Genomic DNA, 15,508 nt, shown 5'->3' with positions numbered 1-15,508 from the left:
ATATGAAAATATGTTTTTTGGCAACAGCAGACTCCATTCATTCAAAAAAATGGATTGAATACTTCGCCAAACAAGGTCATGAAGTCTATTGGTTATCCTTGGGAATCGGCAGCAACGATATACCTGAAGGTATTAAATTTTATCTAATTAGAAAAAGTCCCCTAAAACTATTAAGACCGCTCATTTATACCCTTGAAATTAAAAATATTTTAAACAAAATAAAACCGGATATTTTCCATATTCATCAAGTTTGGATGGCCGGAGCAATAGGAGCTTTAATAAATTTTCATCCCCTTGTTTTGACGGCATGGGGATCTGATATTTTATTGGCGCCTAAATCAAAATTAAAAAAACCTTTGATAAAATTAGCTTTAAAACGGGCTGACCTCATTACTTGCGACGCCTGGCATATTAGAGAAGCAATGATAAAATTAGGAGCAAATTCTTCTAAAATTATAAAGATATGTTTTGGAATAGATACTAAAAAATTCAGTCCGGGACCAAAGGATGAGAATTTAATCAGTGAATTAAAAATTCAAAATTGCCCGATCATAATAAGTTTAAGAAACTTTAAGCCTATCTATGATATTGAAACTTTAATTAAAGCAATACCCCTGGTTTTAAAAGAATTTTCCGAAACTAAATTTATTATTGCCGGAGAAGGATCGGAAGAAAATAAAATAAAAAATTTGGCCAAAGATTTAAAAATTTTGAATAACATTAGATTCGTCGGCTCGATTCAAAACAATGAATTGCCGAAGTATTTAAAAACATCCGATATTTATATCTCAACGGCTTTGTCTGACGCCGGAATCTCAGCTTCTACCGCTGAAGCAATGTCTTGTCAGCTTCCGGTAGTCATTACGAATACCGGCGAAAATGAAAAATGGATAGAAGAAGGAAAAAATGGGTTTTTGATTTCAATAAGAAACCCTGAAATTTTAGCGGAAAAAATTATCAATTTATTAAAAGATGAAAATAAAAGAAAAGAATTTGGAATCCTCGCCAGACAAAAAATTATAGAGGAAAATGATTATTACGAAGAAATGTCAAAAATGAATAATATTTATAAAAAATTAATAATAAAATAATTATGAAAAAAGTTTTAATCGTCGGTCATTTTTGGCCTTACGCGCCGGGAGGCAGTAAAAGAATATTGGGTCTTGCAAAATATCTCTCTGAATTTGGATGGGAACCGATTTGCCTTACCACTCCCCTCCAGAAAAATCCAGATTTCAAATTTAGAGTTATAGAAGCTCCAACTTCTAATATTATAATTTCTTTGAAAAGAAAATTTCATTTGAATCCTACCATAGGACTTCAAGAACAAATAGGAATTCCCACTAAAATCAGAGATAGAAAAAGTCTTACTACCAAAATAATAAAACTTTTTGAAGGTGTTATTGCCTACCCGGATGTTGAGAGGGGCTGGATACCGGTTGCCATTAAAGCGGCTAAAAACTTTTTAAAAAATGAAAAGGTAGATGCGATGATCAGTGTTTGGCCGATACCGGCTCATCTTATCGCGAAAAAATTAAAAAAAGAATATAAAATTCCATGGATTGCAGATTTTCCGGATCTTTGGTCAGAGACCTATGCTTACAGTTATGATTCTGTAAGAAAATTCTTTGACAGAAGATTGGAGAAAAAAACAATTAAATTGGCGGATTTTGTAACAACTTCTTGCTGGCCTCAAGCTGAAGTTCTTGAGAGGCTGCATAAAGAAAAAGAGGTCCAAACAGTTGTTTTCGGTTATGATCCAGATAAAATAAATGAGCCGCCGCAAAATCTGACAAAAGAATTTACTATTACCTATACCGCTCTTTGGCACGGCAGAGAACGGGACCCTCTGAAATTTTTTATGGCTTTAAGCCGCCTGATTTCTGAAGGACTGATTGATCCGGCTAAAACAAAAGTGAGGTTTTACGGTCCTCAACGAGATTGGATAGAGACAGAAATAAAAGAACAAAATTTATCAAAAGTGGTGGAACAAAAAGGAGTGATTCCCTGGGATGAATGCGTCAAGAAACAAACAGAATCTCAATTATTGCTTCAATTAAACTGGGAAAATAAAAAAGAAAAAGGAGCTTTTTCGGGAAAATTTTTTGATTATTTGGCCGCCAGAAGACCAATAATCGCGACTGGCGGCTCGGGGCAAGATCTGGTAATAAAAGAAATGCTTTCTGAAACAAATGCTGGATTTTATTGTCCGGAGGTTGAAGATATTAAAAAAGTTCTTCTTCAATTTTATTCAGAATATGAAGAAAAAGGAAGAGTTGACTTTAAGGGAAATATAGAGAAAATCAATAAATATAATTATAAGGAAATGGCAAAAAAATTTGCTGAAATTTTAAATTCAATAATTGCAACTCCTCAAAAATAAAAAATGTTATGATATTCGGTAAAAAATATTCGCCCCAACAAGATAAACCAAAAATTAAGCTGAAAAAAATACTTCTAAAAATTTTTCTTTTGGCCTTTGTATTAATTTGTATTATTATAATAATACAAATTGAAATTTTTTGTCATTGGCGCTATAGAGAATCAATAACAATTGACAATACTAATAATTCTTCTGATTTAATAAATTACCAAATCAAAATTCCTGTTGCTTATGATTTGGGCATGCAATCTGATTTTGATGGCATCAGATTCACTGATTCTGATGGAACCTCACTAATAGATTATTGGTTAGAATCAAAGATTGATTCAACTTTGGCGACTTTTTGGGTAGAAATACCTGATATTTCCGCATATTCAAAAAAAATAATCTATATGTATTATGGAAATTTAAAAGCAAAAAGCAGGAGTAGCGGACCTAAAACGTTTATCTTTTTTGACGATTTTGAATCAAAAAATTTCAGTAGATGGGGCGTGCCGGACGATGAATGGAGTATTGAAAATTCCATTGTTAAAAAAGGACTGCATTCAGGCAAATGCACTACCACTGAAGCGGATCAGCCGGGCGGGTATATGCTCACAGGTTATACCGGACAAAAACAAAATATTCGCATTCAAACTTGGGCCAGAACCGATAATGGATCGGTGGAATCGTGCTCAGCGGGATTTATAGTTTTTACCAGCCATGATTCTCATGATAATACCATAAACTATTCATGCAATTTATTTTTTGGCGGACCGAATGGTGATGGGCTTGGTTCATTCAGGCATCGCTGCCAACCAGCCGGTCCGATCGCCTTTCCCAATGACAAAAAATATTCCTATAATACTTGGTATGAAGCTGAAGTGATTTTAGATTTTAAAAACTCTGTTCAAAAAACTTATGTGGACGGAGATGATCTGGGAGATATTCCTCTTGAATATAACGATCAAACGCCAATTGCAACCTCTGATAATCTGAGATCGTTCGGACCAATAAGCGCGACTTCTTCGGGCACGATAAATTTTTATATTGATGATTATCGGATTTCTCAATACACTTCCCCGGAACCTACTGTGAATTTCGGTTCAAAAAATATAATTAAAAAATATCTTCTCAATCATCCAATTCCCGGTGTTTGGTTTTGGGGAATACCTAAAATAAAAAATATTATCTGGATTAAATAGCGAAAAAATTAATTTTAACATAAGTCATTTCTAATCTAATATGGTTTTGTTTTTAACAAGTTTAATTGGAATAATCGGATTTGTATTTTTAATAATCGCGGCTTTAAAACCAAATTATTTTTGGCCTCTGTTAATTATGGCTTCCATAGGAGCCAGCGGTATAGTTATTCAAAAAATCGGCCTGCCGGACGAATATCTTCTGGGTTGTATTTTAATCGGAATTTTTCTGGCCATTTCAATCCAAAAATTTCATCTCCATAAAGACAAAAAAGATATTTGGGATCAGCTTCATGAATTGTTTTTCTTCTCAATGATTATTTATATGGTTTTCCAAAGTTTCTATGGAATGGTGGAAATGGAGAGCTTAAGAAAATTCCGGTGGATGGTTTATTTCGGTATGTTGGGTATTTTTGCGTTTTGCCTTCCAAGAACGCCCTTTTTGCTTTCAAAAAGAAAATTATCATTAATAATCGCCAACAGTTCTTTGGTATATTTTGCAGCATATATTTTAGTTGGTGTATTCTATGATAGTATTGCCGGAAAAGGACTATTTTGGTTGCAAACAGGAAGATGGGCCATTCAAAATCTTTTTTGGGGAGGCACTACATATGCGGCATTTCCCCTGCTCATTGCCCTGCCTGCCATATTTTTTCTGATTAAAGACAAGAGTTCTCTTTATCGAAGAATCGGCTGGATAACTTTGATAGTAATATTATTTTCCGCTTTTTATTATAATTCTCGACTTACTCAACTTTGTATTATCGGTTTTTTAATTATGGCCTTGCCAATAATCGGTTTTCGCAAATTCTTTCTGTATTCCATTATTTTTCTGCTTGTTTTAATTATATTTATCACAATACTTTCACCATCAAGCTACACTTTTAAAGGTTTAGGCGAACTTTTATGGAAAACTTTTTATGTTATCTGGAAACCGCCCGCCGAGGCCTTTGATATGGGCGATGTAAGCCGTACATTTCATATTCAAGCAGCTTTTGAGGCTATGAAAAATTCAAATTGGGGAAATTTCTTTTTTGGCTATGGTTTTAGAAAGTCCGCCATCATAACCCATCCCTATTTCGTTAATTTATGGATTGAATATGGCAGACCGGATATAGCGAAATCGGTTTCAAATTATTTGTCCGAAATAGGATTTCCCGCAATTTATGTCGGAACCGGACTGACCGGACTCTTGCTCTTATTGATGAATTTTTTACTTACTGCTCGCAAAATTTTATTTACAAAAAGAGCCGTTGGAAAAGGAATTCTTTTGTTTGCTCTTTTTCTGAGTTTCGTGTGGCTATTTATTACTGATCCGATAGATATCGCTCTCTTTTATCTAATGATTATGCCCTCCGGTTTGCTTATAAAATTAAGCGAGCCTCAAGAAGAAAAAATTATATGAACGATTTTGATTTTAAAATAAAAAAAATTTGTGAAAAATTATCCCCTATAACCATTTTTGTTTTATTTTGTATTTTTTTATTTATACCTTCCATAACTTTCGCAAAAGATGGGCGCACGTATTACACTGAAGAAAAATTGGTTATTTTGAAAGAAAATATAAAAACATATGAGTGGGCCAAAGAAATGCGAGATAAAATTGTCAATGAAGCGGATTATTGGGCTCAATTTTCGGATGAAAAATTAAAAACATTAGTTCCCCTTCCCTCAGAACCGCGAGCTATAACAATCAGTGATTTTGGTTGCCCTGTTCACGGTCTGGAAATTAATAAAGAGGGTTCATATAAATGGATTATTGATTTCAACAATCCCGGAAAAATAAAATGCCCGGTGGGCGGCGAAGAGTATCCATCAAATAATTTCTCAGAGTTTTTAAAATCAGGAATGAATGACCGTTCTTTATTAACAGGCAATTATCCGGATGATGGCTGGGGCTGGACAAACCCGGAAACAGGAAAGAAATATTGGTTTGTCGGTTATTATAACCATTGGAGCGCCCGTAAATTTTTATTACCGGCCATTTGGAATTTAAGTCAGGCTGCTTTAATTACGGAAAATAATACATATGCTCACAAGGCGGCCTTATTATTATGGCAATTATCTCAATATTATCCCGATTATCGATATGAAGAACAGTCCCGAGAAGGAAAAGAAGTAGATAAAGAACTTTTAGGAAAACTTTTTTATCATACCTGGGAGGTCTCATCAATTTCACCGGACGAAAAGTTTCCCCCGCCAGCCGAGACATACGCCCTGGCTTATGATGCTATTTATCCTTTTATTCAAAAAGACAATGAGCTTGAAAAATTAACCGGACAAAATCCAACAAAAATAGATAGTCAAATTAGAGAAAAATTACTTTTAGAAATAGCTCGTTCCATAACCGACGGTTCTTATCGTATTTATGGAAATTACGGCAGCCACCAGAAAGCATTAATTCGTTTAGCCGTGGTTTTGGATGAAAAAGAAAAACATCCGACAAGTCAAGAAATGATAGATTGGGTGTTGAAAAGAGAGAATGTAAAAATTTTCCTTGATATGGGAGTAGAAGACGCCTTAATTAATATAGTATCTCGCGATGGCGTGCCGTTTGAATCACCCATTTACAATTATTCTGAATGGACCGCTTCTTTAGTTGAAGTGGCAGAAGCTCTTTTGGACAGAGGGATTAATCTTTTTGAAAATCCGAGATTTCAAAAACTCTTAACATGGCATTTTAATGTTTGTTTGGCCGAAAAATTTATGCCTTCAATGGGAGATTCCGGAGACATGTTCGCTGTTAATACTTTATGGAATTCTCAACCTGAAATATTGGCCACAGCTCTGAGACATTTTCCAGATCCCCGCTTAGCCCAAGCTCTTGGTTCTGTAAAAAATATTCCTCGCGACCTCTTTGAAAAACCAATTGAAGAAGTGTTAAAATCCATAAAGGCAAAACCCGTTCAATCTTTATGCACCCAATCAGTAAATCTTCCCGGTTATGGATTGGCTACTCTTCAAATAAATGATAAAAAAAATCCTACGGCCAGTTCCATATTTTACGGAGCATATTACGGCCATCATCACTATGACAAATTAAACATGGTTTTATTTTCTCAGGGAAACGGTCTCTTAACGGATTTTGGCTATCCCGAAACCTTAGATGCCTCTGATCCACGTTGGCCTGGTTTTTTTGCAAATTCCGTGGCTCACAATACCGTCGTAGTTAATGCATCCAAGCAAGAATATAACACGAATTGCAAATTACATAATTTTGACAGCAGCAGCTTTATTAAAATAGCGGATGTTTCTTGCGAAGACGCATACCCTGAAAAAGTCAGTCTTTACCGCCGAGTGAATATGTTGGTTGAAACAAGTCCCGGTCAAAGTTATCTTCTTGATATTTTTTATGTAAAAGGAGGAGAACAGCACGATTACATAATTCACGGAACTCAAGCTAATTTTTCTTGTGAAACTCCATTTGGTCCTGTTCAAAAAGAAGGAACTCTGGCCGGAGCCGACATACCATATGGTAAATTTTATGACGATCCTGAACTTAAAAATAAACCTTGGGGAGAAGCAAACTATACTTCATATAAAGGAAGCGGTTATCAATTTTTATTTAATGTTCAAAAAACCAAACCTAAAGATAATATGGTTTGCGGCTGGCAGCTTACCGGATCTGATAAAAATATTGGTTTAAGGGCTCATTTCTTAACCAATAATAATGAAGAAATTATTGCCTGCGACGGAAAACCTCAGACGAGAAAAGATTTGCCGGAAACAGTAAAATTTTTGATAAGACGCGAACAAGGAAAAAATTTAAACAGTATTTTTGTTTCTTTATTTGAGTCTTATAATAAAAAAACATGGGTAAAGAATGTTTCGGCTGTTTCTGTAAACCCTGTTGACGACGAGGCAATAGCCGTAAAAGTTGAATTAAATATCGGAGAAACCCATTATCTTTTTCACTCTCTTAATCCGGATAAAGAATATATTATTGACGGGAAAATTAAGGCAAAAGGACAAACAGCTTCTTTAATTTTAAACTCCAAAGGCCAAATCCAAAAAGCCACACTTTTAAACGGGAAGGGTCTTTCTTTCGGCAATTTTTCATTAGAAGGTAATGGCATTCAAAAAACAAAAATTGCATCAGTGGATTACGAAAAAGGAATTATAGAATTAGCTGATCCGATTCTTAATCAATCTTTGCAAAAAGGACAAGTTTTAATTTTAGAATCCAATGGACGCGGAGACAGCTTAGCCGTTGAAAAAATTATTGATAGTGCTCACCTCTCCATTGGCAATGAAGATTTAAAAATAGCCAGGGGTTTAGTAGAAGAAGTTGTACCTTCTGATAATAAAATAATTTCTCAAATGCCTTCCTATTTTGCTCAACCCGGTACAACTGTTCTTAACAGCCGTTTTGAAGCACAAGGATGGCTAAAAACCATAGACAAGGGCTGGTTTACCCTTGAACGGGCAGATTCTAAAAAATTAGAACTTTCTGATTTTCCGACCGATGAAAAAGGTTATCAGACATATACTATGGTTGTGGCAGGACCCGGAGACCAAATATCAATTCCTGATTCAGTAAAATTTGAAATTGAAAAAAAACCATGGTTTTTAAAAAAAGATTTTCTCTGCTTCCAATTAATTTTACTTATTTTGGCCATTCTGGGAGGAATAATTCTTTCAAATTTTACAGCGGATTTATTTTATAAACCGGCCGAGATGCTTATGAATCTCGTCTTGGGCTTTGGTTTTAAAGGAGACGTGGAAAGCGATGACAGGGGCATTCCGATAGCTATTATCCGCAGATCAGGTGGAAAATATTATAACCCCGTGACCGTAACTATGGCCGGATTTGATTATTATGATAAGTGGCAAAAAAAGAAAGAAGAAAAATATTTTAAATATTTTAAAAATTGCGCTGATTGGTTGGTGGATAATTTAAAAATGAGAAATTTTAAAGGATTGATTTTTGGGGTTTGGGAATATTATTATCCGTGGACATATAATCTAACTCCTCCGTGGATCTCGGCGCTAGCCCAAGGAGTGGGACTGCAATTTCTCAGTAGGGTTTATAAAATTACGGGCGAAGAAAAATATTTGGAAGCCGCAAAACTAGCCTTAAACGCTCTTTTTGTGGAAGTAAAAGATGGAGGAGTAACCTATAAAGACGAAGATGGCGGATGGTGGTACGAAGAATATGTTGGTGAAGGCGCCAAAAAAAGTTTGGTTTTGAATGGTATGATTTACGCTTTAATCGGTGTTAATGAATACTACAAAAATACAAAAGATATAAAAGCAAAAGAACTTCTTGAGAAAGGAGTAATAAACCTTAAACAGCATGTTTGGGATTTTGATACTGGCTGGTGGACTTATTACGATAAACTGGGCGTAATGGCCACCAAATCATATCATCTCCTGCATTCGGAACTTATGAAAGAGTTATATGATATCACCGGTGAAAAAATTTTCTTGGAGGCATGCGAAAAATGGGCTAAATATAAATCTAAATTTTTTGTTCGCGAATTTATTAAAAACAAACCGCACTGGCATGACATGGTGGTGCTCTGTCTTAATATCGGTCTGGTATTTATATTTCTGGAATTATTGTTATTTTTAATAAAAATATGAAAAAATGCTGCCAAATAACCGCCGTCCACTCCGTATTTGATGTTCGTATTTTTCACAAAGAAGCCAAAACTCTAGCTGGGGCTGGTTATGATGTTACTTTAATCGCCCGACATGACAAAAACGAAACAGTGGACGGAATTAAAATTATCGCTCTGCCAAAATTAAAAAATCGCCTTGAAAGATTTTTAAAGACAGATTTTTTAATTTTCAAAAAAGCGCTGGAACAAAGAGCGGACGTTTATCACTTTCATGATCCGGAACTAATATTAGTCGGCGTTTTATTAAAAATTTTTACAAAAGCCAAGATTATTTATGATGTGCACGAAGATGTACCAAAGGACATTTTGTACAAAGAATGGATTCCGGTGATTTTTAAGCATCCCCTATCTTCCACTGTTAATTTTATAGAAAAAAATATATCTAAATTTTTTGATTGTATAATCGTCGCCACTGAATATATCAAAGATCAATTTAAACCATACAATAATAACGTTATTGAGATAAAAAATTACCCGCTCTTAAAATTTAATTCCAAAACATCGAAAAATAATTTTTTCGCGAATAATGAATGCGTTTTAATCTATACCGGAACAATCGGAAAAAACAGAGGCATTGAAGAAATCATAAAAGCCATGGAATTAATAAATAGCCATTACAAAATTTCATTAAATTTGATGGGGAGATTTTCAAATGAAATTTTAAAACAGAAAATCGCATGTTCTGAAGAATATACAAAAGTAAATTTTTTGGGAGAACTTTCTTTAAATAAGGTTTTTGAAGAAATTGCCAAAGCGGATATTGGCATTGTTTGTCTTCACCCTAATAGATGCTTTTTAAGCAGTTTGCCGGTTAAAATGTTTGAATATATGACGGCCGGTTTGCCCGTCATTGCTTCAAATTTTCCTTTATGGAAAGAAATCATTGAGAAAAATAATTGTGGAATTTGTGTTAATCCTTTGGATCCGAAAGAGATTGGCGAAGCGATTGAATATTTAATAAAACATCCCGAAGAAGCAAAAAAAATGGGAGAAAACGGCAAAAAAGCAATTTTAGAAAAATACAACTGGGATTTGGAAGCCAAAAAATTATTAAAAATTTACGAAATAATTTTCGCCAATGAAAAATAAAAAAATAATTGTTATATTTATAATAATTTTACTTTTTGTTATCGGCTTTTGCGGATTTATTTTTCAAAAAGTAAGAGAAAAAATAAATTTTTCGGAAGATAATAAAAAAATTTTCAATCAGATAAATTATATTGAACAAAAAATATCGCCCTATTCGTTGCATAAAGAATTTTTTGAATCAGATTTCTACCCGTCTTATGATTCGGCGATTCTATCCTGGAAAGAAAGTTATATCCTTGATGCCTATTTGGATCTATATCAAATTACCAATAAAAAAATATATTTAGAAAAATTTGAAAATCGTACAAACGGGATATTAGAAGCAACTAAAAAATATACAAAAGAAAAATTACTTTCATCAAGATATTCTGAAAATTTAATAAAAAATGGCAGTTTTGAAAATACTGAAGATGTGATAGATAAAAATTTTAAAACTGTTCAACAAGTTGCTCCCCCAATTTTTACGGATTGCAATGACAATATCCTTATCGATTTCGGATCAAGGGCTTTAGAATTTTTAAATAAAAAAGGATTATCAATTTCATTCACTGATTCCGAAAGTCATCCTTTATATCTCATGAAGTTTTGGTTTAAAGCACCATCGGGCTCTAAAATTAAAGTGTCATTGGATAATACTCCCCTATCTGAGTTCCAAACGACCAATAATGAATGGACTATTTTTACTTCTGATTTCGAAATTAATCAATCTTATCAAAATCAGCATACAATTATAATTGAAGGATCGAAAGATATGTTGATTGACTTGGTCAGCGTACAAAGTTATTCAGAACACTCAGCCCATTATGGAATGATATTAAAAACTTTATTAAGAGGTATTACTCTTGGGGCAAAAATAGATAAAAATATAACTCAAAATTGGCTGGACGAAATGAATAAACTTTACGACCCCGATTTAAAATTTTATGTGTTTAGTAAAGAAGGGCCTAATGAAGAAAAAAAACGAACCATATTGAATGTTGCGGCAACATTGGGAACGGCTAATATTTATGCTTCACAAATTTTCAATAATCCGAATTATGAACAAATCGCCGTTGACATAGCTGCGGGATTTAAAAATACGATAACAATTAAAGATAATAATATAATCTGGCCATATTCTGGTTATTTTGAAAACAGTTCTGCGATAATAGTCGAGAAAGACAACATTGAAGATATTTCGCATGGCAATTTAGATATAGATTTTATAATAAGGGCTTATGAAAATAATATTATATTTACGAAAGATGATGTGATGAATTTGGCAAATATTTTTATTAAAAATTTATGGAATGGAGACATGGAAAATCCATTATTTCATAAATTAGTAAATGGAGAAGAAGAAATTTATAATCGTATTTTAACAATATGGCACTTAACAGAACTATCTCGTTTTAATCCTGAAATTAATGATATTGCCAAAAATTATTATTTTAGTCAGTGGGAAAGAAATAAGTGCCTTGTCGATAAATATGAGATGGATCAAAGAAATATAATAGCGCTTACAAAAATATTACTTAAAAGTCATTAAAAAAATTATAAACTTATGTGTGGAATAGTCGGAACCGTCAATTTGGACCAAAAATTGGTGGACAAAAAAGATATAGAAAAAATGGTCAAAATTATAAAACATCGCGGCCCGGATGATGAGGGGTATTTTATTGATAAAAATGTTGGCCTGGGACATTGTCGTTTATCTATAATTGATCTTTCCATGGCCGGACATCAACCAATGACAAACGAAAATGAAACTTTGTGGATTGTCTTTAACGGAGAGATTTATAACTACCTTGAATTGCGAAAAGAATTGGAGAAATGCGGTCATATTTTCGTATCAAATACCGACACGGAGGTTATTTTGCACGCTTATAAAGAATGGAGTGAAAAATGTCTTGAAAAATTCAACGGAATGTGGGCTTTCGCTATTTGGGATAAAAATAAAAAAGAATTATTTTGCAGCCGGGATAGATTTGGCATAAAACCGTTTTATTATTTTTTTGATGGTAAAATTTTTACTTTTGCTTCGGAAATAAAAGCCCTGTTAGAATTAGGTATCCCTCAAAAACCGACCGACGCATTAATTTATGATTTTTTAAAATTTGGAATGCTTGACCATACGAATGAAACATTTTTTAAAAATATTTATAAACTTCCGGCGTCCTCCTGGCTCAAACTTACGTCAGATGGTAAAATAATAATTGAAAAATATTGGGATTTCGAAGTTTCTGATAAAATAGAAGATAAAGTTCCTGACCAAAAATATACCGAACAATTTCGTGAATTATTCATTGATACCATAAAACTGCGCCTGAGAAGCGACGTTCCAATCGGTTCCTGTCTTTCCGGAGGTTTAGATTCCTCTTCCATTGTTTGCACGGTTAATAAACTCCTTAAAGAAAAAAATGTCCCGAGTATTGGAGAAATACAAAAAACTTTTTCTTCTTGTTTTGAAAATAAAAAATTTGACGAAAGAGAATATATTGAGGAAGTCATTAAACATACCGGAGCTGAAAAAAACTATATATTCCCGAAGCCCGAAGAATTCCTTAAAGAATTAGATAATTTAATTTGGCACCAAGAAGAACCATTTTCTGGAACGAGTATGTTTGCCCAACGAATGGTGTTCAAAAAAGCCAGAGAAAAAGTAAAAATATTGCTGGATGGCCAAGGGGGGGACGAATTATTGGCTGGCTATAGAAAATTTTATTTCTTTTATTTATTAAAGCTTTTTAGAAATAAAAAATTTATTAAGTGCCTTGAAACAGCTCTGCCTTTCTTTACCTCCATTGAAATATTAAAAACATTGTACATAAAAAGCGGATTAAAATATCTGTTTAAAATATCAAAAAACGACAGCATTGATAATCTTTTAAATCCTGTCTTTTCAAAAAATTTCACTGATAGAAAATTAAAATTCGGTTATCAAAATAATCTCGGCAAGCGTCTTAAAGAAGATTTAACCAAATGGAGCTTGCCGGTTCTTCTCCGATATGAAGATAAAAATAGCGGAACATTCGGCCTTGAGGCGAGATTGCCGTTTTTAGATTATAGATTGGTAGAACAAGCCGCCAAAATGCCTCTTGATCAAAAAATGCGGCTTGGTTGGACGAAATTCATATTAAGAGAAGCTATGAAAAATATCCTGCCGGAGAAAATAAGGCTCAGAAAAAGCAAACTCGGCTTTGTTACTCCCGAAGAAATGTGGTATAAAAAATATTTAACCGAAGATATTGAATTAAAATTTAAGAATCCTCTGTTTATTGCCGATTATGTCAACACGGAAAAATTACTTGATTCGTTCCAAAAATACAAAATGGGCCAGCGATTTTTTTACAACAAAACTATATTTTTGCGTTTTTATATTTTAGAATTGTGGGGAAGAAAGTTTATCTATAATTATCAAAAATGAAAATTTGGATATTAAATCATTATGCTGTTACTCCTGATATGCCCAGCGGCACCAGGCATTATGATTTTGCCAAAGAATTAGTAAAAAGAGGACACGAGGTGACCATATTCGCCTCTAGCTTTCATTTTAGTTTACGCCGGGAAATTAAATTAACTAAAAATGAAAAATATCTTATAGAGAACATTGATGGAATAAATTTTGTTTGGATAAAAACTTTTCCCTATCAAAAAAATGATTGGCAAAGAGTGATAAATATGTTTTCGTACATGTGTCGAACATATTGCCTCGGAAAAAAAATAACCAAAATAAACAAAAATATTGAACAACCGAATATTATTATCGGCTCTTCGGTTCATTTACTGGCCGTCCTCTCGGCATATTGGCTGACAAAATATTACAAAGCAAAATTCTTAATGGAGGTAAGGGATCTTTGGCCCCAAACACTGGTTGATATGGGAAATTTAAAAGAAAATAATTTAATTGTTAAAACCCTTAGAATTTTAGAAAAATTTTTATATAAAAAGGCCAAAAAAATAATTACCTTATTGCCTTTGGCCAAAAAATACATAACCGCCTTGGGCATAGATGAAAAAAAAATTGTTTGGATTCCTAACGGGGTTGATTTAACAAAATTCAAAAATATTTCCAAAAAAGAAACAACTGATGAAAAATTTAAAGTCATGTATTTTGGCGCTCACGGTTTGGCAAATGCCTTAAATTATGTTTTGGACGCAGCCAGAATCATTCAGGACACGGGATACGAAAAAATAAAATTTATATTTATCGGCGATGGATCGGAGAAAAAAAATCTTATAAAATATAAAAATGAACTTCAGCTTAAAAATACTGAATTTCGCGATTCCCTAAGCAAAGACGAAGTTTATACTTCTCTTAACGAAGCTGATACATTAATCTTTAATCTCAAAAAAACTGAAGTTTTTAAATATGGCATTAGTTCTAATAAACTATTTGATTATATGGCAGCTGTTAAACCGATAATTTTCTCAGTTAATGCCGCCAATAATCCAGTTAAAGAAGCTGATTGCGGTATTTCAATTTCACCGGAAAACCCTCAAATAATGGCTGATGCTATTGTCCATCTCTGCCAAACGTCACTTGAAGAGAGAGAAAAAATGGGCCAAAATGGTAAAGAATATGTGGAAAAATACCATAGTATTCCCGTTCTAGTGAATAAATTAGAAAAAATTATTCAAGAAATAATATGAATATTCGTCTAGCTAATTTAAAAGATGCGGCGCAAATAGCCAAGATCCATCAACAAGAGATAAACCAGGGATTCTTGGGTCAATTGGGACCAAAATTCCTTTTAAAATTATATGAATCCATGATAAATTCTGACTCTGCTTTTGTTACTGTGGCCGATAAAAATGATCAAATTATTGGTTTTGTCGGCGGTTGCACTGATGTGGGCAAATTTTATAAAAATTTTTATAAAAAATATGCAATCAGTGCTTTCTTTATTTTGTTGCCAAAAATATTTAATTTCTCTAATCTTAAAAAAATTTTTGAAACTCTAAAATATTCCAAACAAAAAGAAGAAAAAATACCCGAAGCGGAACTCTTAACTATTGCCGTCCTGAAAGAATTCCACGGTCAGGATATTGCTCCGAAAATATTTGAACATTTCCTCCAAGAAATGAAAAAACGAAAAATAAAAGAGTTTAAAGTGCTGGTCGGCGAAAATCTTTCGCGAGCAATTAGATTTTACGAAAAAATGGGGTTTAAATTTCATTCTTTAACTTCTGTCCATCAAGGCAAATCTTCAAAAATTTATTTATATAACATCAAATAAAAAAACAATAAT

General features: G+C 33.3%; 10 protein-coding genes. All 10 read left to right on the top strand.

Features of this window, described 5'->3' with window-relative positions; translation table 11 throughout:
* Window positions 1-2: 2 nt before the first annotated feature.
* From PHF10_01935 to PHF10_01890, 10 genes are read left to right on the top strand one after another with little or no spacing between them, the layout of a single operon-like run.
* Entirely contained in the window at window positions 3-1,091 is a 1,089-nt protein-coding gene (locus PHF10_01935) for a glycosyltransferase family 4 protein (protein MDD5534490.1), read from the top strand.
* Window positions 1,092-1,093: 2 nt separating this feature from the next.
* Window positions 1,094-2,383 (top strand): hypothetical protein, encoded by a 1,290-nt coding sequence (locus tag PHF10_01930; protein MDD5534489.1) that lies wholly within the window; start codon window positions 1,094-1,096, stop codon window positions 2,381-2,383.
* An 8-nt stretch (window positions 2,384-2,391) separates the two neighbouring features.
* Window positions 2,392-3,567: a DUF2341 domain-containing protein gene (locus tag PHF10_01925; protein ID MDD5534488.1), complete on the top strand. Its 1,176-nt coding sequence runs from the start codon at window positions 2,392-2,394 to the stop codon at window positions 3,565-3,567.
* Between the two features lie 40 nt (window positions 3,568-3,607).
* Window positions 3,608-4,969, top strand: a complete 1,362-nt coding sequence (locus PHF10_01920; GenBank protein ID MDD5534487.1) for a hypothetical protein — start codon at window positions 3,608-3,610, stop codon at window positions 4,967-4,969.
* The gene (locus tag PHF10_01915; protein ID MDD5534486.1) at window positions 4,966-9,150 is read left to right on the top strand and encodes a D-glucuronyl C5-epimerase family protein; all 4,185 of its coding nucleotides are present in this window, start codon (window positions 4,966-4,968) and stop codon (window positions 9,148-9,150) included. The genes PHF10_01920 and PHF10_01915 overlap by 4 nt, the downstream gene beginning before the upstream one ends.
* Window positions 9,147-10,277 carry a glycosyltransferase family 4 protein gene (locus PHF10_01910; protein ID MDD5534485.1) on the top strand — a complete coding sequence of 377 codons (1,131 nt, stop codon included), beginning with the start codon at window positions 9,147-9,149 and terminating at the stop codon, window positions 10,275-10,277. Before PHF10_01915 ends, PHF10_01910 begins: the two co-directional genes overlap by 4 nt.
* Window positions 10,267-11,805 carry a hypothetical protein gene (locus tag PHF10_01905; protein ID MDD5534484.1) on the top strand — a complete coding sequence of 513 codons (1,539 nt, stop codon included), beginning with the start codon at window positions 10,267-10,269 and terminating at the stop codon, window positions 11,803-11,805. Before PHF10_01910 ends, PHF10_01905 begins: the two co-directional genes overlap by 11 nt.
* Window positions 11,806-11,820: 15 nt before the next feature.
* The gene (gene asnB, locus PHF10_01900) at window positions 11,821-13,683 is read left to right on the top strand and encodes an asparagine synthase (glutamine-hydrolyzing) (GenBank protein MDD5534483.1); all 1,863 of its coding nucleotides are present in this window, start codon (window positions 11,821-11,823) and stop codon (window positions 13,681-13,683) included.
* Entirely contained in the window at window positions 13,680-14,909 is a 1,230-nt protein-coding gene (locus PHF10_01895) for a glycosyltransferase family 4 protein (protein ID MDD5534482.1), read from the top strand. Before asnB ends, PHF10_01895 begins: the two co-directional genes overlap by 4 nt.
* A complete protein-coding gene (locus PHF10_01890; GenBank protein MDD5534481.1) occupies window positions 14,906-15,496 on the top strand; it encodes a GNAT family N-acetyltransferase in 591 nt (196 codons plus the stop codon). The genes PHF10_01895 and PHF10_01890 overlap by 4 nt, the downstream gene beginning before the upstream one ends.
* The last annotated feature ends 12 nt before the right edge of the window (window positions 15,497-15,508 follow it).

It is taken from the genome of Patescibacteria group bacterium (assembly GCA_028716665.1).
In the GTDB taxonomy this organism is placed as follows: domain Bacteria; phylum Patescibacteriota; class Patescibacteriia; order UBA2591; family JAQUPP01; genus JAQUPP01.
The sequence above is the reverse complement of the archived record's forward strand: the minus strand, read 5'-3'. Positions and strand labels throughout refer to the sequence as shown.

Coding starts and splice junctions, on each gene's coding strand:
- PHF10_01895 (MDD5534482.1), top strand. CDS start 13,680: ATGAAAATTTGGATATTAAATCATTATGCTGTTACTCCTGATATGCCC.
- PHF10_01905 (MDD5534484.1), top strand. CDS start 10,267: ATGAAAAATAAAAAAATAATTGTTATATTTATAATAATTTTACTTTTT.
- PHF10_01920 (MDD5534487.1), top strand. CDS start 3,608: ATGGTTTTGTTTTTAACAAGTTTAATTGGAATAATCGGATTTGTATTT.
- PHF10_01915 (MDD5534486.1), top strand. CDS start 4,966: ATGAACGATTTTGATTTTAAAATAAAAAAAATTTGTGAAAAATTATCC.
- PHF10_01935 (MDD5534490.1), top strand. CDS start 3: ATGAAAATATGTTTTTTGGCAACAGCAGACTCCATTCATTCAAAAAAA.
- PHF10_01910 (MDD5534485.1), top strand. CDS start 9,147: ATGAAAAAATGCTGCCAAATAACCGCCGTCCACTCCGTATTTGATGTT.
- asnB (MDD5534483.1), top strand. CDS start 11,821: ATGTGTGGAATAGTCGGAACCGTCAATTTGGACCAAAAATTGGTGGAC.
- PHF10_01925 (MDD5534488.1), top strand. CDS start 2,392: ATGATATTCGGTAAAAAATATTCGCCCCAACAAGATAAACCAAAAATT.
- PHF10_01930 (MDD5534489.1), top strand. CDS start 1,094: ATGAAAAAAGTTTTAATCGTCGGTCATTTTTGGCCTTACGCGCCGGGA.
- PHF10_01890 (MDD5534481.1), top strand. CDS start 14,906: ATGAATATTCGTCTAGCTAATTTAAAAGATGCGGCGCAAATAGCCAAG.